This window comes from Bacteroidales bacterium, from assembly GCA_018334875.1.
In the GTDB taxonomy this organism is placed as follows: Bacteria; Bacteroidota; Bacteroidia; order Bacteroidales; family UBA12077; genus JAGXLC01.
This window is the reverse complement of the sequence record JAGXLC010000048.1, coordinates 1-21,636: the sequence shown is the minus strand read 5'-3', so window position 1 is coordinate 21,636 and position 21,636 is coordinate 1. Positions and strand designations below refer to the sequence as shown.

At 42.2% G+C, this 21,636-nt stretch carries 16 protein-coding genes; 13 read left to right on the top strand and 3 right to left on the bottom strand.

What is annotated here, in order from left to right; translation table 11 throughout:
• Together KGY70_06240 and KGY70_06235 are read right to left on the bottom strand one after the other, a co-directional pair.
• A partial coding sequence (locus KGY70_06240; protein ID MBS3774766.1) for a glycoside hydrolase family 127 protein occupies nucleotides 1-1,620 on the bottom strand: 1,620 nt, incomplete at its 3' end.
• A 197-nt stretch (nucleotides 1,621-1,817) separates the two neighbouring features.
• Nucleotides 1,818-4,211 (bottom strand): glycoside hydrolase family 127 protein, encoded by a 2,394-nt coding sequence (locus KGY70_06235; protein ID MBS3774765.1) that lies wholly within the window; start codon nucleotides 4,209-4,211, stop codon nucleotides 1,818-1,820.
• Nucleotides 4,212-4,747: 536 nt separating this feature from the next.
• Here KGY70_06235 and KGY70_06230 point away from each other — a divergent pair.
• From KGY70_06230 to KGY70_06200, 7 genes are all read left to right on the top strand, one after another.
• A complete protein-coding gene (locus tag KGY70_06230; GenBank protein ID MBS3774764.1) occupies nucleotides 4,748-4,948 on the top strand; it encodes a ferredoxin in 201 nt (66 codons plus the stop codon).
• 220 nt (nucleotides 4,949-5,168) lie between these two features.
• The gene (locus KGY70_06225) at nucleotides 5,169-5,369 is read left to right on the top strand and encodes a ferredoxin (GenBank protein ID MBS3774763.1); all 201 of its coding nucleotides are present in this window, start codon (nucleotides 5,169-5,171) and stop codon (nucleotides 5,367-5,369) included.
• A 631-nt stretch (nucleotides 5,370-6,000) separates the two neighbouring features.
• On the top strand, nucleotides 6,001-7,356 hold the full coding sequence (locus tag KGY70_06220; GenBank protein ID MBS3774762.1) for a hypothetical protein: 1,356 nt from the start codon (nucleotides 6,001-6,003) through the stop codon (nucleotides 7,354-7,356).
• A gap of 12 nt (nucleotides 7,357-7,368) precedes the next feature.
• Nucleotides 7,369-8,574 carry a hypothetical protein gene (locus KGY70_06215; protein ID MBS3774761.1) on the top strand — a complete coding sequence of 402 codons (1,206 nt, stop codon included), beginning with the start codon at nucleotides 7,369-7,371 and terminating at the stop codon, nucleotides 8,572-8,574.
• 203 nt (nucleotides 8,575-8,777) lie between these two features.
• A complete protein-coding gene (nrfH, locus tag KGY70_06210) occupies nucleotides 8,778-9,362 on the top strand; it encodes a cytochrome c nitrite reductase small subunit (protein ID MBS3774760.1) in 585 nt (194 codons plus the stop codon).
• 258 nt (nucleotides 9,363-9,620) lie between these two features.
• Nucleotides 9,621-11,129 carry an ammonia-forming cytochrome c nitrite reductase gene (nrfA, locus tag KGY70_06205; GenBank protein MBS3774759.1) on the top strand — a complete coding sequence of 503 codons (1,509 nt, stop codon included), beginning with the start codon at nucleotides 9,621-9,623 and terminating at the stop codon, nucleotides 11,127-11,129.
• Between the two features lie 148 nt (nucleotides 11,130-11,277).
• Nucleotides 11,278-11,631, top strand: coding sequence for a hypothetical protein (locus KGY70_06200; protein ID MBS3774758.1), 354 nt, complete (start codon nucleotides 11,278-11,280; stop codon nucleotides 11,629-11,631).
• Between the two features lie 39 nt (nucleotides 11,632-11,670).
• On the opposite strand, the gene KGY70_06195 is transcribed toward KGY70_06200, so the two are convergent.
• A complete protein-coding gene (locus KGY70_06195) occupies nucleotides 11,671-12,486 on the bottom strand; it encodes an aldo/keto reductase (GenBank protein ID MBS3774757.1) in 816 nt (271 codons plus the stop codon).
• A gap of 291 nt (nucleotides 12,487-12,777) precedes the next feature.
• Between KGY70_06195 and KGY70_06190 the strand changes: the two genes are divergently transcribed.
• The 6 genes from KGY70_06190 to KGY70_06165 all read left to right on the top strand — a co-directional run.
• On the top strand, nucleotides 12,778-13,866 hold the full coding sequence (locus tag KGY70_06190; protein MBS3774756.1) for a site-2 protease family protein: 1,089 nt from the start codon (nucleotides 12,778-12,780) through the stop codon (nucleotides 13,864-13,866).
• 311 nt (nucleotides 13,867-14,177) lie between these two features.
• A complete protein-coding gene (locus KGY70_06185) occupies nucleotides 14,178-14,339 on the top strand; it encodes a hypothetical protein (GenBank protein MBS3774755.1) in 162 nt (53 codons plus the stop codon).
• A 128-nt stretch (nucleotides 14,340-14,467) separates the two neighbouring features.
• Complete coding sequence (locus tag KGY70_06180) at nucleotides 14,468-15,643, top strand: aldo/keto reductase (protein MBS3774754.1); 1,176 nt, start codon at nucleotides 14,468-14,470, stop codon at nucleotides 15,641-15,643.
• 19 nt (nucleotides 15,644-15,662) lie between these two features.
• Nucleotides 15,663-16,538, top strand: a complete 876-nt coding sequence (locus KGY70_06175) for a hypothetical protein (GenBank protein MBS3774753.1) — start codon at nucleotides 15,663-15,665, stop codon at nucleotides 16,536-16,538.
• A 506-nt stretch (nucleotides 16,539-17,044) separates the two neighbouring features.
• On the top strand, nucleotides 17,045-21,328 hold the full coding sequence (locus KGY70_06170) for a glycogen debranching enzyme N-terminal domain-containing protein (protein MBS3774752.1): 4,284 nt from the start codon (nucleotides 17,045-17,047) through the stop codon (nucleotides 21,326-21,328).
• Between the two features lie 122 nt (nucleotides 21,329-21,450).
• Nucleotides 21,451-21,636: hypothetical protein (locus tag KGY70_06165; protein MBS3774751.1), on the top strand; the 186-nt coding region annotated here is incomplete at its 3' end.

Here is a 21,636-nt window from a genome sequence, read left to right as displayed (position 1 = left end):
AGATTCGAGTCTCAAAGAGAAGGGAAATTTTACTTTCACCCGATCTCCTGATTTCCATTTCTTTTCTATTTCCACGAAGCTTTGAGGATCTTCGGAAATGTTTTGTTTTTTGCCGTTCACATATACTTCCATTCCTTTTTTAGCCCAGTAAGGATAACGAATTTTCAGGGCAACCAGGGTTGGCTCATTACATTCAAATATGAAAGAAGTGCCCTGTTCTTCCGGGTAATCTGTCTGTTGTGTCAGTATAATGCCCTTCTCCTGCCAGTTAAGTTTGGAGGCTATGAATTGACTTACATATAGTTCACGGTTATTGTGGAAGTAAATGTTGCGTCCATATTTGGAATGATTTTCCATTCCGGTTCCCACACAACAGGTAAACCAATGGGGATCCTGATATTCTTTATAACCTCCCATAGCCAGGGGAAGATTGTAGATTACCCTACCATCACGGTGATGCTGGGAAGAGAGGATGTGGTTGAGAAGAGCACGTTCGTAAAAATCAGCTTTGCGGGCTGAGGCGTCGTATTGGAACAAATGCCTGGTTAATTTCAACATATTGTAAACATTGCAGCTCTCAGTAGTATTCTGACCCAATTCATCCCTTAGAGAGTCGGCTGGTCCAAAATATTCCTCGTTACCGTTGCCTCCGGTAACATAGGAATGATGGTTAACCACAGTTTTCCAGAAAAATTCTGCTGTATTTCGTTTGGAAGTATCGCCGGTAAATTCATGAATCCTGGCCAAACCGGTAAGTTTTGGGATTTGGGTATTGGCATGTTTACCCGCAAGATTATCTATTCCTTTTGAAAGTGGATCGAGCACTTTTTTATGATAGAATCGCCTGGCCAGACTCAGGTATCTTTCATTACCTGTTGCAGCATACAGGTTGGCCATCGCTTCATTGATTCCCCCATGTTCGCAATGGAGCATTTCTTCCATCTGTTCATCATTCAGTTGGTCAACTATGTTACCCAGCCAATCGGCAAAGTTCGCGGCCACCTTCAGGGCTTTCTCATTGCCGCATAATTTATAGGCATCCAAAAGTCCGGCAAATTGCTTGTGCATGGTGTAAAGAGGTGCCCATATACCGTTTAGGTCGAAACCTTTGGAGCGAATTTCTCCTTTTGCTATTTCTTGTTCGAAGATTCTTTTCACGCTGGTATCGGTGACAGCGCCAATAAATCCATCACTATCAGCCTTCTGACATTTCATGAGGTCATCTACAATGTAGTTGACCCGTTTACAAAAGGTGGAATCACCAGTCGTTTTGTACATCATGGAACAGGCGCTCAGATAATGGCCCAGGCTATGACCGGCCAGTGTTTCATCTTCCCAGCCATGGTAATCTTCGGCTCTGGTTTCCAAATCGGCAACGTTTCTAAAATCCGCAAGGAAGCGGTCGGGTTTGTAATTCAAAAGCGACTGTTGGTTCAGTTCAGTGGCGTGCCTGAAAGGCCCTTCAAGCAGCCTGACCTGATTCAGTTCGAAAGGCAATGCTTTAAATGAGACCACTTCACGGCCATCTGTTTGTATCTGTTTTTCCTGATGTGTCTGGCAGGATTGAATGAACAAGGAGGTAGCTACTAAAAACAGAAATAATTTTGTCAGGTTTTTCATATACATTTGCTATTTTGAAGGTTAAAGAGTATTACAAAGAACAAACATGAATGAAACTCGTATGCAGGGACCTTCACAACAAGAACATGATTAATATGCGGGTTCCATGGTGATAAAAGCAGAGTTTGCGAATTTAGCATATAAATTAATTTTAAATTTAAAACTTTAATAAACTGTTAAACTAATGAATAGCCATATTATTCAACAATCCATTCTATAATACCACTGGAATGTTCTTCCGGCAACTGTACTTTTAGCCTTAATGCCGAAGTGGTTAACGGTTCAAATTGTACCTCGTTGTATTCATCTTTGGTTATGGAGTAAGATGTTTTGTTTTGCACAGGTTCCCAGTTGTTGCTTTTTTTGTAGCGTACTTCCCATGAATCTGGAATTCTGCATCCACCGTCTGGTCTGTCATCGAACCAGTATACTTTTACTTTGCTCACTTTTTCTGGTTTTTCAAAAGTATATTGAACCCATTCCGTTTGGTTATTGGCAGGCCACCAGTTGTAGTTAAAAGGAGAAGTTGAGTTTTCCGGTTCAAGCTGGTCGTTCAAATAACGGAGGGATTCTTTTTCTGTGGACGCTGATATTTGGCTTTTCGCTGCAATGGTTGGAGCTGGTGAGGGAATCGTGGCCTCTTTTTCAAACGGAAGCCATACCCTCATTTCTCCAGGTCCGCGATTGGCCCAGGTATGGTAGGGGATTAATGTAATTTCTTGCTTTTCGGACACCACGACCTCATCTTCAAGTGTTTTCTTAGCCCTTGAGGCTTTTCCTTTGATAACCGGTATGCCATTGAGCATATCGGGTTTAAAATCAGTAGTAAGTTTGCTGTTTTTATCGAAGACCAGGTTCAATACTTCTCCTTTAGGATTATCCGGCCATTCAGCAGCGTATATTATGGGTCCGCGTTGAACGGCCACTTTACCAAGGTCCTCCTTGACTTTTTCATTGGCTTCGATGATACGTACAGGCATGGGCATGTCAAGTGATACCTTGTCGCCGGATCTCCACTTCCTGTTGATAACAATGTACCCATCTTCGGGTTGAGTTTCTACCTTTTCTCCGTTAACTGTCACTTCAACCGGTTGGTTTTTTGAATCTGTGAAGCGGTATAGTTTGCCGGGTACGGCTTCGTTTCTTGCCCAACCAGGAATCCTCAGCCTGAGTTCAAATGGCTGTTCCTCATCCGGGTTGATGGTTAAGTCAACCTTGCCTTCCCAGGGATAATCGGTTTTTTGTTCGATCTCTACTTTATTTTCATCCAAGTCTATATCGGCAGTATTTTCTGCATACAGGTTGACCATGATCTGGTTGTCTGTTTTGGAATAAATGTATCCCGGTACGGAAGGCAAGAATCGGGTAATGTTGGATGGGCAGCATGCACAACCAAACCATTCCTGACGTTCATGCTGACCATCGGAAGCCAGCGGATTGGGATAAAAGAAACGGTTGCCGGAAAGGGATACGCCGGAAAGCAATGCGTTATAAAGGGTTCTTTCCAGCACATCGTAATATTTCACTTCTCCTTCATGCATGAACATGCGGTGATTCCAGAAGACATTGGCAATGGAAGCACAGGTTTCACAATATGCTGACATATTAGGCAACACATAAGGATCTCCGAACCCTTCATTGCCTCCGGAAGCACCTATACCTCCCGTTACATAAAGTTTTTTATGCACAATGTCTTTCCATATCCTGTTGATGGCATCCACATACTCCGGATCATTGGTGAGAGCTGCTACATCTGCCATTCCTGTATACATATATGCGGCTCGTACGGAGTGTCCTACCGCTTTCGTCTGATTGGTAACTTTTTTGTGAGCCTGGCAATATTTAGGCCCGTCCGGCCCTCTTACATCCAGAAAGAATTTGGCCAGATCCAGGTAGTCTTTATTGCCTGTAACCCGGTAAAGTTTAACAAGACCGATTTCAATTTCCTGATGTCCGGGGTAGGTCTCAAGTTTGTTGTAGCCAAAGACGCTGTCGACCAGATTGGCCGACTTGATGGCAATATCCAGAAAGTTGCGTTTCCCTGTAGCTCTGTAATGCGCTACAGCACCTTCGTACATGTGCCCAAGATTGTAGAGCTCATGACTGAGATCGTGGGTTTTTTCCCACCGTTCATCACCTGCCCATTCGTGGGCGCTGTCTCCCATAATGGTACGGTTGGTATAGATGTATCCATCATTTTCCTGTGCCAGATCAATATAATGGATCAAAGTATCAAGATAAGCCTCCAGTTCCTGATCGGGGAACATCTGAAGTGAATAGCTGGCCCCTTCGATGATTTTAAAAACATCGGAATCGTCAAAGGGGTATTGGGTGCAAAACGACCCTTCCTCCAGTCCACCGGCAATTTTGAAATTCTTTATCCTTCCTGTTTCTTTGGATTTTTTCAGGGCAATCGGAATGGTCACATCGTGGTTCCTCTGGATTTTTGGCGCCCAAAAATCGCCGGTCAACTCTACCGAAGTGAAAGGAACCGGTTGGAGGGGATAATCGTTTTCCTTTATTTGTTTCTGACAAGAACCGATTGATAGAAAGAAAACAAGGATGATTAATGCAACGGATATCTTTTTCATAATAGCTGGAATTTATAAGGGTAAAATTAACACGTCAATTTTATAAATAAAAATTTTTGACCACAAATTTTTAGTGTGAATCACTCTTACCACTGCTTTGGCTGCAAACAAAATTTTTAGAAGTTATTGCATCATTCGGGTTGGATTACAGATAAATTTCTTAAAGTATTGAAAAATACTCTTCTTATATATTATTTTGACCATTAAGAAAATTTATATATCATTAATATTTTGGCATCATCCATATTTAAAACGAAATTTTTATTAACTTTACGCTTTTAATTTATCGTTCAATCTAATTTGGACAAGCCAAAACCAAACAGGATACTTTGAAGGAATTTAATGTGTTTCCGTTTTGGCTTGTCCAAATTAGCAAGCAAAATTTATGAGGCAAAATTATATAAAGGTCATGATCTTTTTCAATTATTTTTATCTTTGAAAATTGCCTCATAAATTTTGCCACAGTAGCTTACCGGGCAAGTTTTGCCAAAAAATGCAAGAATTTGACCGGTAAGGTACTAAAAAAGAATGCTATTATGGCAATAAGCAGAGTTTGGGTCGAAGAAGATTGCACAGGTTGTGGCTTGTGTGAAGAAATTTGTCCGGAGGTTTTTGAACTGGGTGACCGGGACGTAGCTATTGTCAAGCCGGATGCCGATCTTAATGCTTATGAAGAAGAGATCAAGGAAGCAGCAGAAAGTTGTCCGGTGGAAGCAATTCAGATAGAAGAATCTTAACCTGCATTATTCATAAATTTTTACAAATATGAATAAAATGCAGGTTAACCCCGACTTAGGTAGCCTGTCCCGAACTTGATTCGGGAAACTTAAATTTTTAAAAAAATTTTAGTGAACCTTAGTCGCTGTCGGAGACAGGAATAATTCTTGAATTATTCGGGTTAAAATTCATTTAATAAATCAATTTTGAACCTATAACTAATAAAAAAAGGAGGTTGTTATGGCTATAAAAAAAGTTTGGATCGAAGAAGGATGTATTGCTGACGGAATATGTGAAGACATTTGCCCGGATGTTTTCGGGACAGATGATGAAGGTGAAGCTTATGTAAAAGATGGCGCAGACTTCAATGCCAATGAAGACTGCATCAAGGAAGCCGCGGAGGAATGTCCTGCGGAAGTGATCAAGTACGAGGAAGAATAGTTTCCCTTTATCTTTTACCGTAAGTACGGATTACATCTTTTGAACCTAATATTATAAGGGCATTTAACTTGAAAATTTTCAAGATCGTGCCCTTATCTTTTTATCTGAATGGTGCCCTCTTCCATTGAAATGCACAGCCGGTTGTCAGCTACCGCCATTAGGTCCCATATCGGTGGGGAATCTAACTTAAATCCGGCTTGTTTTCGACCGTCAGATGCATCAATAACCAAAGAATACCTCCTTCCTTCCCTGTAATTTCACGACCATTTTGCCAAAGCCTTTTTCCCGAGTTGGCCAGTCTTTATCGACGAATTTTCCACAGGAAGGCACCCCTATACCATTGTTTTTTTTTCGTTGTAGGCATGTGGGGTGGTATAAGACAGGAATGAAAAAATGCTCGTCTTATGCTATGATATTGTTCTGAAGCACTATGGTGTTTTTTCTACTTTTATCTGCCCATCTGCCTGAATGTTAAAAAGCAACTTTCGAAGTTCATTTCTATTAAATGGATGGGTTAATTATTTATAATCGCTATAAATTGCATGCATAGACAAAATTTAACTGGTTTTTCTTTTGGCATTAAAAAAAAATAATCCATATCTTTAGCTTGTAATTTTTAAAACTATTAAAGATGAATAGAAAGTTGCTTTTATTTCTTTTTATTCCTTTTGCAATGATATCCGTTTTTGGATTTGTATTAGCTGTTGAAGAAGGTGGACAATCAGGCGATTATGAATATGAAGATTTCAGTAAGCCGAACTATTGTGGTTCCTGTCATGATGCTTTTTATCAGCAGTGGACGCAGTCGATGATGTCCAAAGCCTATACGCATGAGTGGGACGAAATTGAATATTTTAAGCTTGCTGTTCCTCATTCAGAGAAAGACCCTGAGATGGAAGGCGTCCACGAAGGCTGCAATGGTTGCCATACCCCAATGGCTTACATGGCTGATGATATGCCGCCGCCACGTCCGGAAGAAGGTTCCAGGGCAAATGAGGCGGTCTCGTGTGAGGTTTGTCACTTGATAAAGGGTATTCGCGGTGATACTGCTTACAATCATAACTATATTGTAGAACCCGGATTCACCAAATACAGTTCCCGGAAGGGAGAAATTAGCTCACCGGAGCATCAGATCGAGCCCATCGATTTACATAGCCAGGCCAAATTTTGTGGCATTTGCCACAATGAAAAAAGCCCTTACGGGGCATGGGTGAAATCTACACAGCTTGAGTGGGAGGAAGGTCCCTATTCGGATGAGGGAGTGCGTTGTCAGGATTGCCATATGACGGAAGCCAGAACCAAAACGGCCAAGATGGGTGCCACTTATGAGGATGCCAAACTTCACCTGTTCCATGGTGCCCACGATCCGGGAAAATTGAACGGGGTAGTCGAATTGCGAGTACAACCCAATACCAGAGAAGCGCTGATGGGTGAGCCGGTTGAATTTACCGTGGCCCTTTTCAACCAGAAAACCGGACATAAATTTCCTACGGGTTCGGTGGAGGACCGTATTGTATGGCTTCACGTGGAGGCTGAAGATTCAGAGGGCAATGTTTATCACCTGCCCGTGGATGAAAAAGGTTTTGAAGGAGAGCAATATACCATTGCCAGCGATGCCAAAGCTTATCAGGATATGGGGCTGCCGCTCGGAAAAGAAGATTTTGAAGGTGTACAAAGGGAAGATGTGCCCAATGGCGACAGAATATTTCGGATGCCTTACTTTGATCCGCAAGGCAGAATGACCATTATGCAGTGGAACACCAAGTCATTGGGTGTGGATTACCGGATTGGCCCGAGGGAAACCAAACTGGAAACCTATACATTTGAAATTCCTTATGATGTTGCACCAGGCGAGCTTACTGTAACTGCTGTATTGAACTACCGGTTGCTGGTTAAACCCGTTGGCGAATTGCTTGATGTCCCTGAAGAAGAGTATGCCATACATGAGGTCAATCGGCATTCTACTGAAATTACTGTTATACCTTAAAAATAGAGACCTATGAAGAAAATAATCGGAGTTGTTTTATTTACCCTTTTCGGATCGATTGTGCTGTCAGATTATTGTCAGGCCATTCCCGCTTTTGCCAGAAAGTATCGGTTGAGTTGCAAAACTTGTCATTCGCCTGCTTCTCCCAGCCTGAAGGACTATGGTGAGGATTTTGCCGGAGACGGCTTCAGACTTGAGGAATACGATGCGCCGGGATACTATGTGGATGCCGGTGATGAGAATTTGTCCCTTTTGCGTAGTTTTCCCCTCGCTGTTCGTTTGGATGGGTTCGTTACTTACAACAACGGGAATGATAAGAAGAGTGATTTTGGAGCGCCCTACCTGATGAAATTGCTTTCCGGCGGGGAGATTTCCGACAATCTGTCCTATTATTTTTATTTTTACATGAGTGAACGGGGTGAAGTTGTTGGCCTGGAGGATGCCTACCTGATGTATAACAATCTTTTTGATACGGAACTGGATGTCAAACTGGGTCAGTTTCAGGTATCCGATCCTTTATTTACCAGGGAGTTGCGTCTGCAACTGGAGGATTACCGACTTTATACGTCTCAGATCGGTAACTCGAGAATAGGCCTGAAGTATGATAAGGGCCTCATGTTGGAATATGGCTTTGATACTGGAACAGACCTCGTGCTGGAAGTGGTCAACGGGAACGGTATTGAGGAAGCCCGTGCCTTCCATATTTTTGATCAGGACCGTTATAAAAATTATTTAGGACGAATATCGCAGAATATTGGTGAATACTTCCGTGTGGGCGGATTTGCCTATCTGGGTAAGGAACGTTTAGAAAATGATTTCAATGACGCCATAACCAATCAGGTGGAGATTTTTGGCCCTGATTTTACTGTCAATGTTGATGACCGATGGGAGCTTAATTTTCAATATACCATCCGCAACGATTCGGAGGTATATGAAGCACATAATTCTTCAAATATCAGGGAGGATCTTACAACGAAAGGTACGCTGGCCGAGTTGATATACAGTCCAATGGGAGATGACAGCGATTGGTACCTTCTGGGAATGTACAACAGGGTGGAATCCGATTTTGATCCGGCCGATTATGAGTCGATGACTTTTCATGCAGGATACTTAATAAGAAGAAATATACGCCTGGTAGGGGAATATACCTATGTGGCTACCGGATATACCGAGAGTGAGTTTGGGCAATTTAGCCTGGGTTTTGTTTCAGCTTTTTAACCCCGCATTATTCAAAAACGAACAGCCTGTCCCGCTATAGAAGCGGGATAGTGAATTGTTTCCATAGCGTCAGGATTATTTTCGAATAATTCTGACGCTAAAAATTATTCAAATTTAGATTATTTATAAATTGTGTCAAATGAGACAGGGGAATCCGGATGTTTTTTCGATTTTTAATATCTTCGAGCACACGATTTTGAATTATGAGGAAATTCATTCGAAAAATAATACCCCCTGCTCGATGGAAAGTTCCTGTAATTTTCTTATTGGGAATATTTGCCGGACTTTTGGTGTATGTGTTATACATTTCTAAAGCCCATTCATACTTGTCCGACAGACCCTCCGCCTGTGTGAACTGCCACATTATGGCTCCGCAATATGCCACCTGGTTTCACAGTTCACACAGGGAAGTTACGCATTGCAATGAATGTCATGTACCTCACGATAATTTCCTGAATCATTATTATTTTAAGGCAAAAGACGGGTTAAGGCATGCTACCATATTTACACTGCGTAATGAACCGCAGGTAATAGAGATTAAGCAGGCAGGAGAAGAGGTTGTACAACAGAATTGCATCCGTTGTCATGAGCAGTTGATTAAAAATCCGGAGATGCTGACTCAACGAACTTATCATAGTGTAAAAGAACGAACCGAGAGGAAATGCTGGGATTGTCACCGGGAGGTACCCCATGGCAGGGAAAATAGTTTGTCATTGACACCTAATGCACGGGTACCGGTTCCGGAAAGCCCGGTTCCGGAATGGTTGAAGAAAGCGGTGGAGGAATGAGAGTAGGAGAAGTGGAGCACTGAGAAGACGAGAAGATGAGAAGACGGGAGTACGGAATGAGAGGTAAAAAAGTAGTGAGTAGTGAGCATCATGTAGAGAGGCAAAATAAGGCTTGCGACTCGAAGATTGGAGAAGGACAACACGACGTCACGATAGGACGACTACACGTAAGAATAAAAGAGCGAAGGAACAAGAAGACGGGGTATTAGTTGTTAGTTTTATGAATATTTAAACCTGAAAATTATAAATTTATAACATATGGCAACGATACGTGAACATATCCGAAAAAAGCCCTGGCTGGGATGGTTGTTGTTTTTCGCAACGATTGTGGTGGTTTTTATCTTGGGCTTGCTGGCCTCTTCCATTATGGAAAGAAGAGCGGAGGCTATTTTTGCTTATCAGCCCGAGGTAGAGCATGCTCAATGGGAACCGCGGAGTGAAGTATGGGGCAGGAATTTTCCCCGCCAGTACAATCGCTGGAAAGCAACACAAGATACCTCTTTCCGCACAAAATACAATGGCAATGCGCGAATCGACATGCTGGAAAGGAACCCCCGTTTGGTCATTCTATGGGCTGATTATGGTTTTGCCAAAGAGTATGACCAGGGTAGGGGTCATTATTATTCCATTCAGGATATGAGGCATAATTTACGTACCGGCGCCCCTGTAGATGGTCAAAGCAGTCCGATGCCCAACACATGCTGGACTTGCAAAAGCCCTGATGTTCCCCGTGTGATGAGCGAAATTGGTCCCGACGCGTTTTATGAAGGTTCATGGGAGGAACGAGGGCATCAGATAGTCAATTCCATTGGATGTGCTGATTGCCACGAATCTGAAAATATGAACCTGCATGTTCCCCGCCCTGCCCTGGTTGAAGCATTTGAACGGAATGACCGGGATGTAGAAGAGTCCTCTCATCAGGAAATGCGGAGTTTGGTTTGCGCTCAGTGTCATTCGGAGTATTATTTTAAGGGTTTGGGTAATTATCTTGTCTTTCCCTGGGATAACGGCAGGAGTGTTGAAGAGGTGGAAGCTTACTATGACGAACGGGATTTTTCCGACTGGACCCACGGCATCAGCAAAGCACCCATGATTAAAGCACAGCATCCCGATTATGAGTTGTTTAAGACGGGTATACACGCCGAGCGCGGACTGGCCTGTGCAGATTGTCACATGCCTTATACCAGTGAGGGCGGACAGAAATATACGGATCATAAGATTGTTTCTCCCCTGAATTATTTAGAAAAGACCTGCCTGGTATGCCATAAGGAATCGGAACAGGAGCTGATACAAAATGTTTACAGCCGCTTTGATAAGGTTAAGGAGAGCCAGTATCAACTGGAGAAGCTTTTGGTCAAAGCCCATTTCGAAGCCAGGAAGGCATGGGAGCTTGGAGCGTCTGAAGAACAGATGGAGGATGCCCTGATGGATATTCGCCATGCGCAGTGGAGATGGGGTTATGTAGCCAACAGCCATGGAGCACCATTTCATTCTCCCATTGAATCTTTGCGCATTTATAATACAGGCATTAATATAGCACATGAAGCCCGCATGAAACTGTCCCGTATTCTGGCTGGTCTTGGATTCAACAAGGAAGTTGAAGTACCGGATATTTCTACAAAAGCCAAAGCCCAGGAAGTTACCGGGCTGGATATGCAACATCTCAACCGGCAAAAGAAAAAATTCATGGAGGAAGTCGTCCCGGAATGGGAAGAAAAGGCTGCTGAAAGGGAAAAAACGTACGATATAAAAAAGGTGGACAATTAAGGCAAAAGACAAGAAAATATCATAAAAATATAAAGGGTAGCGAATTTCGTTACCCTTATATTTATAACTGTCAAATTTTCAATATCAAAATTCGAAAATCATTAAAATGGTTTCTATATAATAAAAGTGAATCTGCTAATGTTTATATATGATAATGGAGTCATCCCGGAAAACATATCTTTTTGTTTGTCTTGCCAATATGAACAGAAGTCCTACGGCTGCAGCCGTTTTCCAGGGGCTTGCACGCTCGAAAGGCCTGGATATTCATGTGATGTCTGCCGGGATCTCCGGATGGGCCGTAAGGCCTCTGAACAATGATATTTTAAAAAAAGCGGACTTGATCTTCGTTATGGAAGATTACATGAAACATGAGATACAGTCCATCTTTTCCGTTGACCCGGGAAGAATAATTATACTGGACATTCCTGATGTGTATGACAGGGATGATCCCGTTCTGGTTAAAATTCTGAGAGAAAACCTGGAACCATATATTGAAGGATAAATCTATCCTTAATTTTAACTAATAAAACCTTGATTGATCTTACTCCTCATCCGCCATATCACTAACAGGGTCTAAATGCAATCCACGGTCCAGTGCTCTGATTGCGGCCATCTCCTCATCAGAAAGACTAAAATCAAAAATGTCGATATTTTCTTCCAGATGCTCCAGGTTGCTTGCTTTTGCGACCGGCACAATCCCTTCCTGAACAAGCCACCGGAGAGAAACCTGTGCAGGAGATTTTCCGTGTTCTCTTGCGATGCTCCGCAGAAAGGAATCTTCCATAAGTCGCCCTTTGGCCACCGGACTGTATGCCATCAGGAGATAATCATTCATTATTGCATGATCCAAAAGATTCTGGCGTACCAGGTATGGGTGAAATTCAACCTGGTTGCAGAATATTTCGGTATATTTTATTGCTTCATCAACCAGGGAAGGTGGGAAGTTGCTCAGTCCAATATGTTTAATAAGCCCTTCTTTCTGAAGTTGAGCCAAAGCGTTTAGGGTTTCCTCCAGTGGAATTTCAGTGTTAGGCCAGTGCAGTAATATTAGATCGATATAATCTACAGAAAGCTTGTGGCAGCTTTCCTTAGTGGTACCGATCGTATCCTTGTAGGCAAAGTTAGCCGGATTCAGTTTGGTTATTAAAAATATGTTGTTACGTAGTGCCTCCGCCCTTTGAATGCCTTCCCCTACTTCCCTTTCGTTATCATAATCCTGAGCCGTGTCGATCAATCGGTATCCTAATGACACGGCGCTTTTCACCGTATTGATACAGGAATTGCCCCTGAGCAACCACGTGCCCAAACCAATAGCCGGCACTTCCTCTTCTCTTACCGTTATGGTAATGTCATTCATAGAGATGTATTTTAACCTGCATAAATTTTTACAAATATGAATAAAATGCAGGTTAACCCCGACTTAGGTGAACTTAAATTTTTGAAAAAAATTTAAGTTCACCTAAGTCGCTGTCGGAGACAGGAATAATTCTTGAATTATTCGGGTTAAATTCCCGGTAAAAATTACAAAAAAATGTTTGAATTGACTTATCATTAATATGATTTTACTACGAAATGAAATCTTTTCTTCCTTCGTTTTTTTATTGATCTTTATTATATTGCTTTTTTTATTTTATTAACAACCATTCAGATGAAATATTCACTTACTTTAGGCAGGCCATTTGGAATAAGAATTTCGGTTCACTGGACCTTTCTGTTGATCATTGCCTGGATTGTTTTTATCAATCTTCAGCAGGGGCTCGGGTTGAGGGACATTCTTTTTTCCGTTTTATTTGTTTTTTCCATATTTTTTTGTGTTGTGCTTCACGAATTATCACATTCGCTTACTGCCAGGCGGTATGGTATTCCAACCCGCAGCATTACCCTTTTGCCTATAGGGGGTGTCGCTGATTTGGAAAAAATGCCCGAAGATCCCAGGCAGGAACTGATGGTTTCAGTAGCAGGCCCTCTTTTAAATCTTGCTATTGCCTTATTTTTGTGGATTGTATTGTCAACAACGGGACGCCTTGATTTGAATCCCGCCAACTTTCAGGTTATCAATAAATCCAATTTTCTGGTCATTTTAATGTTTGCTAACCTGATGCTTGCCGTGTTTAATCTCATTCCCGCCTTTCCCATGGATGGTGGCAGGGTTTTCAGGTCCCTGCTGGCCATGAAACTACCTCGTGACCAGGCAACCCTGGTGGCAATGAACATTGGTAAAATCTTTGCTTTTTTTATTGCCATCTGGGGTTTGTATGCCAATCCCTTTCTTATATTTATAGCCATTTTTATCTATATAGGGGCACAACGGGAATATGAAATGGTGAAATATACTTCCGTACTTGCGGGTTATACCATTGAAAAAGTGCTTATGCATGAATATACCCCTTTGCATCCTCAGGATTCCCTTAAGAGAGCTGTGGAAATCCTCCTGGATGGCCCCGAACAACGGTTTATTGTTACCGACGAAGAGCGGGTCGTGGGGATACTTACACGCAATGATATCATTCAGGGCCTGATTAAGTATGGGGAAGATGCGAAAGTGGAAAAGATTATGAATACCGATGTTACGGTTTTTCCATCCGGAACTTCCCTTGAAGAAGCCTATGAAAAGATGAGATACCAACAGATTTCTATGGCTCCGGTAGTGGAAAATGAAAAGGTGAAAGGCCTGATCGACATGGAGAATATTCATGAGTTCATAATGGTTCGGACTGCCATGAGGAGAACCGGTTAGAAACCGTCTGGAAGGTGTATAATATTTTATTCCCGAAAATGATTCTGAAAAAGCGGATGTTATTATTTATAGTGAGTTAAAATTACCTGATCGCTACGATCTCCCTGGCTCTGAAAATTGGACTGAATGCTGGAAGTGGGAGGATGTTTTATAAACATGCTTATATGTATATTTGTATTAATTCAGATTATTGAATCTTAAAATTTGTTAAAATGTTTCCTGTTTGGGCAAAACTTTATAACTTGCTGCATTAAAACAATTGGGGTTGGGTTCGGTATCTTGGCGATTAACCGCAAACAAACAAATTGGAGGTGAAAAAAGCCAAGGATGAGTTGATTGCGCGCGGTATCCAGGATAATCCCTGTAAAGATTGTACCGACTGTACAGTGAAATGTAAGAAAGGATTTAAGGTACCCCGAAAAATAACCGATATTACCAGGGTGGCCCAGGTACCCGATGATTTTCTTGTATGATTTTGATTATTAAGCAATAACAACAATGATAAAAAGAAGCGTTATATTTCAATGGTTTATCTTAAGGGTGAACCATGATATAGCAGTTTCTGGAGAATGTTAAACCGATAAAAAGAAAGACAAAGACTATGAAGAACAATGATTTCAACAGAAGAACATTCCTGAAGACCTCACTGCTTGGAACTGCAGGAGCCTTGTTTGCAAATAAAATGACAGGTGCGGAATCCATCAAATCCATTCATGCAGAAGGAAAACAAGGAAAAATTGTTAAAAGAAAACTGGGCAATACGGATCTTGAGTTGCCGGTTGTCAGTTTTGGGGTGATGCGTGCCGATAATCCAAATCTAGCAAAAGCTGCATTAGATGCGGGGATTGAACATTTTGACACCGCCCACGGTTACCAGAATGGCAACAACGAAAAGATGCTGGGAGAGGTTTTAAAGGATTATCCCCGCAATTCTTTCACTATTGCTACAAAAGTGCCATCCAGAAATAAAGAAGAATTTCTGAAAAATCTGGATATCAGCCTGGAGCGATTGCAAATGGATCATGTGGAAATTCTGTATTCGCATGCGGTATCTTCACGCGATCAGGTATTGTCCGAGGAGGTTATAGATGCTTTAAAAACAGCCAAGAGCCAGGGTAAAACCCGCTATATAGGTGTGTCAACCCACAGCAATGAACCTGAAGTGATTCAGGCGGTCATCGATGGTGGCGTACATGATGTAATCCTGGTAGCCTATAATTTCAGGCAGGATCATAAAGACGAAATGACAAGACTTATTGAAGAAGCCTCCAAGGCAGGAATAGGTGTAGTAGCCATGAAAACCCAGGCAGGTGGAGACCTTGAGGCGGATTCCGGTACAAAAATGCCCAACCAGGCTGCATTGAAATGGGCATTGAATAACCCGAACGTTCATACTGCCATTCCTGGTATTATCAACTATGATGAGCTTAATGAAAATATGGCGGTTATGAATGACTTGGACCTGAATCAGGAAGAGGAAAACTTCTTGTATGCCGCTTCCTTTGAAGAAGGCTTGTATTGTAACGGATGTCAGGAATGTACTGAAACATGCAGAAAACAACTCCCTATTCCCGATATGATGCGGGCTTATATGTATGCTTATGGTTACAGAGAGGTGAAAAAAGCCAAGGATGAGTTGATTGCACGCGGTATTCAGGATGATCCCTGTAAAGATTGTACCGACTGTACAGTGAAATGTAAGAAAGGATTTAAGGTACCCCGAAAAATAGCCGATATTACCAGAGTCGCCCAGGTACCCGATGATTTTCTTGTATAACTATTAAACAGTAACAACAATGATAAAAAGAAGAGCTATATTCAAAGGATTTGTTCTGATGGGAATGATTGTGTTCCTTTTACCATCGGTTTGTCTATCCTCAGATGATCAAGCGGAGGATTTGTTTCCGGAGATGGAAGGCTGGGAGTTGAATGTAGGAGATAAGGTTTATACACCCGATAACCTTTGGGACATTATCAACGGTGCCGCCGATTCTTATCTGAGTTATGATTTCCAGAAGCTTTATACAGCCAGATATTCAAATAACCAGGATGGACAAATGCGGGTGTATATTTTTGAACACAGCACTCCTACCAACACATTCGGAATCTACTCACAGGAAAGAAGCAGTGATTATGAATTTGTAAATACGGGGGCGCAGGGCTTCAAAAGCAGTGAATCTTATTACTTTATCACCGGGCCGTATTATGTGCAGATTAATGCCAATGAGGCGGATTTGAGTGATTCTATGGAGGAACTGGCTCAGCGAATGGATGAAGAACACAGTGGAAAGGGTAAATTACCCGCGGAATTGAATTTGTTCCCGAAAAAAGGCAAACTCAAAAATTCTGAGAAATATATAGCCAACAATTTTCTTGGCTATAGTTATCTTCATTCTGCTTTTATTGCGGATTACGAACAGGGAGGAGAATCTTTTCAGATATTCCTTATTAGCCCTGAAAATAAGCAGGAGACTGAAGAGATACTCAACAAATACCTTGATTTTGTTGAATTTCCTGAAGATAAACGAGACAAAAATCAATACAGCATTGAAGATCCCTACAATGGTTCCATTTTACTTTATAAAAGTGGAAAATACCTATGTGGGATCATGGGTACCGATGAAAACACAAAAGAACAGTATCTTGGCATGCTTAAAGACCAATTGGAATAACGGATAATGAGAATCGTTATTTCATTGTCCCGGTGTTTTGGCATTTTGGTAGATACTGAAATTTCACTGAATACCGCGCTAAGAAGGGTCCAAGTGCAAAGATTGCATAAGGACCCTTCTTTAATGGTTGAACACCCTAATTTGGACAAGCCAAAACCAAACAGGAGGCTTTTAAGGAATTTAATGTGTTTCCTTTTTGGCTTGTCCAAATTATAAGAATTATTTGGAATAATTCGGGGAAAAACCGATATGGGAAATGTCAGTGTAACGTATTATGCTTTTTTTGATGAAAGCAGATTCCCGCATTTTTGCGAATGCGGGAATCCTTCGGACCCCTTCCTACAAAAGAGCCATCTTATGCCCTCTAAAGATAGGCAAACATTTTTAAAAAATCAATTTTTTTGGATTTTGTATAAATTATGAAATTCTTTGTATTAAATTTCAACTTTCAAGATCAATAGTTTGTTGATTCGTCAGATAAAAAATGGAGCAGAGTATAAAATTTCATGAACGAACGTCTTCACCAGTGTCCTTCTCCGGGGATGAATTTGATTTTCAGGGAGGGAGATTTTCTGAATATTACCTTGTCGGTACCGGTAGATTTAGCAGGAAAGGCTTATCTGCGAACAAATCTTTATAATCCTTACCTTAAACGGAAGGAGCTTATTGCCAGAGCAGAACAGGAAGTTCCCCGGCGCTTTCAGGAATGGGGTGATTTTCCTATGGCCGCTGAAGCAGAGAATAGCTATTCTATCGAAGTGCCTCTGATATCCATCGGTTTTTTTGAGGCCAAAGCTTTTTTTATTACTGAAAACCATACAGAACCCCTTTGGCCGGAAGGAAATAATCTGTACATTAAGGTTGAACCTGCCCTTTCGGTCATCAGCAATTCGATTTATTGTGCTTTTGTGCGTTTGTTTGTTGGAGAAGATGCCGTATCTTCAATCAATGAAAATTTAAAAAGTATAGAATCCATTGAGGATAAAAAAGTTTCGGTTATACCAGAGTCGGGTAAATTCAGGGATCTGAAAAAAGAAATTGATTTTATTGTGGATGATCTGGGATTTGATATTCTCATGCTCCTGCCGGTCCATCCCGTACCGACAACCTATGCCCGGATGGGGCTCTTGGGCAGCCCTTACGCAGCCCTGGATTTTATGAATGTAGATCCTGCCCTGGCTGAATTCGACAAAGAAACTACCCCAATGGAGCAGTTTTCCGAACTTGTTGATAAGGTCCATGCGAAACATGCCCGGGTTTTTATGGATATCCCGGTGAATCATACCGGCTGGGCTTCCCAGCTTCAGGTTCACCATCCGGAATTTTTTCTTAAGGATCAGGAGGGTAGATTTGTATCTCCCGGAGCCTGGGGTGTTACCTGGAGCGATCTTTCCGGGCTGGATTATTCCCGGAAAGATTTGTGGGAATATATGGCCCATGTATTTTTGTTCTGGTGCCGGAAAGGAGTAGATGGCTTTAGATGTGATGCCGGATATATGGTTCCTGAACAGGCATGGGAGTACATTACGGCAAAAGTTCGGAATGAATTTCCATCAACGATTTTTCTTTTGGAAGGTTTAGGAGGTAAAGTTTCTACTACTGAAAGGTTGCTTACCACTTGCAATCTGAACTGGGCTTATTCGGAGATGTTCCAGAATTATGACCAGGATCAGATGGAATGGTATATCGGGGAGTTTATGCGAATATCCCCCGCCAAAGGGCCAATGGTAAACTTTTCGGAAACTCACGACAACAATCGTCTTGCTTCCGTATCAAAAGCTTTTTCAAGGCTCAGGAACGGGCTTACAGCACTTTTATCGGATACCGGTACATTTGCCATTACTTGTGGCGTTGAGTGGTATGCCGATGAGAAGATTGATGTCCATCGACTCACTTCCCTAAACTGGGGAAATGAGGATAATCAGGTAGATTTTCTCAAGCGCCTCAACAACATTCTGAAATCCCATCCCACTTTCCGGCAGGCATTTCAGCTCACAAAAATGCATATAAGCCATAAGAACAGCATCGCCTACCTGAGGCATTCGGAGCATATCAGCCAGAAGTTAGCTGTTATTGCCAATCTTTCTGCAGAAGATAATGAGGTATATCTCAGAAAAGAACTTGCAGAACCATTTATGACCAATCATCAGGACCTTCTTTCAGGAGAAGATGTGGTATTTGAGGAAAGTCATGAAGCGTACAGAGTTCCCCTGAAACCTTATCAGATAGTTGCTCTTGCAGATGAAGAGGCATATTTCCCCCGGGTCACGGACTTACGGATCAACCGGATAGTCACCGATACCAAAGCCGAACGGATGTTGAGGGTTCAGATCATGCAGTTGTTTCAGGATTACGATTGGGTTATCACCGATGAGTTCATCAAAAACAAGACTATAGAGTTTAAGAATGCCCCTTATGATTTCTTTAGTGCAAATTGGGATGTTCGACCTCCGGTTATCCGGTGGGTTTATCCGCAGGATGTGAATCGCGAGGTGGTGGTACCTGAGAAAACTCCCGTTTTGATCATTGCTCCCCGTTTCTTCAGGTACACTTTGAAACAGGACTCTTCCATACTGGGACACGGAGAAGGATTTTACTTGAAGACTGAAAAGTATGTGGCGATCATAGAGCCCGGCAAATTCCACGGGCATGGAGCAAGGTTTCAACTGGCTTTCGAGTTGTATGACGGCGAAAGGGTACATAAAAATACAGGCCAGCTCCTCCTGGCATCCCGGGATAACCTGTGGTTTGTTAAAAACCATTTTGGACACCAGGATATTGAGGCTGGAACATTTCTGAATGCCCTTTCCGTAAACACCCGCTCGGGAATTTCAGTTTCAGAAGTAGCTTTCGGCGGGATAAGAAGCAAATATGATGCCCTGATTTCTGCGAATCTGGATAGCAAGGTTCCCGAGGACCGGCATATTATGCTTACTCGTATCAGAGGCTGGTCGGTATATAAAGGATTTTCAAGAGCCATTATGTCGGAATATCAAACGTCTTTTTATCATTCAGAGAATCTTGCCGAATATCGTTTTGAGATACCGGCCGGAGCCGGGTTGGTTGTTCCATTGGCTTTAACCTACCGTTTCGATGAAGCAGATAATTTATTGGATGTAAGTTTAAAGAGAACAGAGGGTAAAGATGCTTTGGTGCTTCCGCAGGAAGAAGCCGTTAAGATCATATTGCGTCCAGATATTGAAAGCAGGAATCACCATGAGCTCACCAAAGCTTTTCAGGGTCCTGAAGATACCTGGCCTGTCAATATAAGGGAGGGGGAGAATGGTTTTACCTTTCATGATCAGGAAAAAATGCTGAACCTCGTTTGCCGGAATGGGGAGTTTGTCAGGGAAGACGAATGGCACTACCGGATTCCGTATCCCATGGAAATGGAGCGGGGAATGGATGGAGAGGGGGATCTCTATAGTCCGGGTTATTTTAAGATTTTACTAAAAGGCAATGAAACAGTTCATCTCAGTGCATTGGTAGCTGCCGGAGAGGAGGATTCTGTCCGGCAGCGGAGAAAAGAACAGGATCTTGCCGGGCCAGATAAGATGAAAGATGAAGCATCCGGAGTGAAGGAAATTTTAAAAAATTCAGTCAGAAAATTTATTGTTGACCGCAATTCCAATAAAACTGTTATTGCCGGACATCCATGGTTCCTTGACTGGGGGAGGGATACTTTGATTTGCCTGAGAGGCATTATAAGTGCAGGTTATACGGAGGAAGCAAAAAGTATTATCCGTGAGTTTGCATCCTTTGAAAAGGATGGAACCCTGCCCAATGTAATCCGGGGAAAGGACACCTCGAACAGGGATACTTCCGACGCTCCCTTATGGCTTTTTGCAGGTGTTCAGGATCTTCTCAGCAATGAAGATACCGGGTTCCTTCAGGAGGATTGTGGCGGAAGAACCCTGCTCGAGGTTTTACGCTCAATAGCGGTGAATTATATGGAGGGAACTCCAAACGGTATTCAAATGGACCATGACAGCGGTTTGATATATAGCCCCACCCATTTTACCTGGATGGATACCAATTACCCGGCCGGAACACCCAGAGAAGGCTATCCCATAGAAATCCAGGCACTGTGGTATCATGCCGTTCATTTCCTGTCCGGCCAATTACCGGATGAAAATAGATGGACGGATCTGGCCGGAAAGATCAAAGAATCCATAAAAACATATTTTCTAATAGAGAAACAAAACCATTGCACCGTTTTTGAGAAAGAGATTTATCTATCCGATTGTCTGCACACCAGTGGTTTTGAGCCTGCTTCCCAGGCGGTACGTGATGATCATTTGCGGCCCAATCAGCTCTTTGCAATTACGCTGGGAGCAGTTGAAGAAAAAAAGATAGGTGAGGGGATCCTGTTGGCCTGTGAAGAGCTTGTTGTTCCCGGGGCCATTCGAACTTTGGCAGACCGAAATACGGAATATCAATTACCGGTGTATCATAACGGCCAACTGCTTAATGATCCATTTCATCCTTATAAAGGAAGATATGAAGGGGAGGAGGATCACTCCAGAAAACCTGCCTACCATAATGGAACTGCATGGACATGGACCTTTCCTTCTTATTGCGAGGCTATGTATAAAACGTATGGAGAAAACGGATTAAAGGCTTCTCGGGACATTCTGTTTACTTCCATGAGACAGATGAACCAGGGATGTATTGCTCAGCTTCCGGAAATTCTGGACGGTGATTTTCCCCATATGCAAAGGGGCTGTTACGCTCAGGCCTGGGGAATTACTGAGTTTTACCGGTTGGCCGATATATTAGGGTTGATTTGAAAACTTTTACGATGGATAAAAAAAATGTTTTTTTGGAAAATATATTGAACTTTATTCAATGAATGGTGTAATTTTAACGTGTTTGCAATTCTTTTAAATATTTAATAATTAAACAGTAATACATGAAAACAGCAACTATGAACAAAAAGGCAAATCCCAATAAAGGGAAAAAACGGATTACCTTCATTTGCAAGGCAGAGCCCGGAAGTGAAGTATATGTGGCCGGAGACTTTAACGATTGGAAGCCTGACAAAAGAAGGTTGTCCGATAAGGATGGCAATGGCCGTTTTACTACCACCATGTTGTTG

Bases quoted from the DNA above. Each gene is read 5' to 3' on its own strand.
- KGY70_06170 (MBS3774752.1), top strand. From the start codon at position 17,045: ATGAACGAACGTCTTCACCAGTGTCCTTCTCCGGGGATGAATTTGATT.
- KGY70_06200 (MBS3774758.1), top strand. From the start codon at position 11,278: ATGATAATGGAGTCATCCCGGAAAACATATCTTTTTGTTTGTCTTGCC.
- KGY70_06175 (MBS3774753.1), top strand. From the start codon at position 15,663: ATGATAAAAAGAAGAGCTATATTCAAAGGATTTGTTCTGATGGGAATG.
- KGY70_06235 (MBS3774765.1), bottom strand. From the start codon at position 4,211: ATGAAAAAGATATCCGTTGCATTAATCATCCTTGTTTTCTTTCTATCA.
- KGY70_06180 (MBS3774754.1), top strand. From the start codon at position 14,468: ATGAAGAACAATGATTTCAACAGAAGAACATTCCTGAAGACCTCACTG.
- KGY70_06230 (MBS3774764.1), top strand. From the start codon at position 4,748: ATGGCAATAAGCAGAGTTTGGGTCGAAGAAGATTGCACAGGTTGTGGC.
- KGY70_06215 (MBS3774761.1), top strand. From the start codon at position 7,369: ATGAAGAAAATAATCGGAGTTGTTTTATTTACCCTTTTCGGATCGATT.
- KGY70_06220 (MBS3774762.1), top strand. From the start codon at position 6,001: ATGAATAGAAAGTTGCTTTTATTTCTTTTTATTCCTTTTGCAATGATA.
- KGY70_06195 (MBS3774757.1), bottom strand. From the start codon at position 12,486: ATGAATGACATTACCATAACGGTAAGAGAAGAGGAAGTGCCGGCTATT.
- KGY70_06225 (MBS3774763.1), top strand. From the start codon at position 5,169: ATGGCTATAAAAAAAGTTTGGATCGAAGAAGGATGTATTGCTGACGGA.
- nrfA (MBS3774759.1), top strand. From the start codon at position 9,621: ATGGCAACGATACGTGAACATATCCGAAAAAAGCCCTGGCTGGGATGG.
- KGY70_06190 (MBS3774756.1), top strand. From the start codon at position 12,778: ATGAAATATTCACTTACTTTAGGCAGGCCATTTGGAATAAGAATTTCG.
- nrfH (MBS3774760.1), top strand. From the start codon at position 8,778: ATGAGGAAATTCATTCGAAAAATAATACCCCCTGCTCGATGGAAAGTT.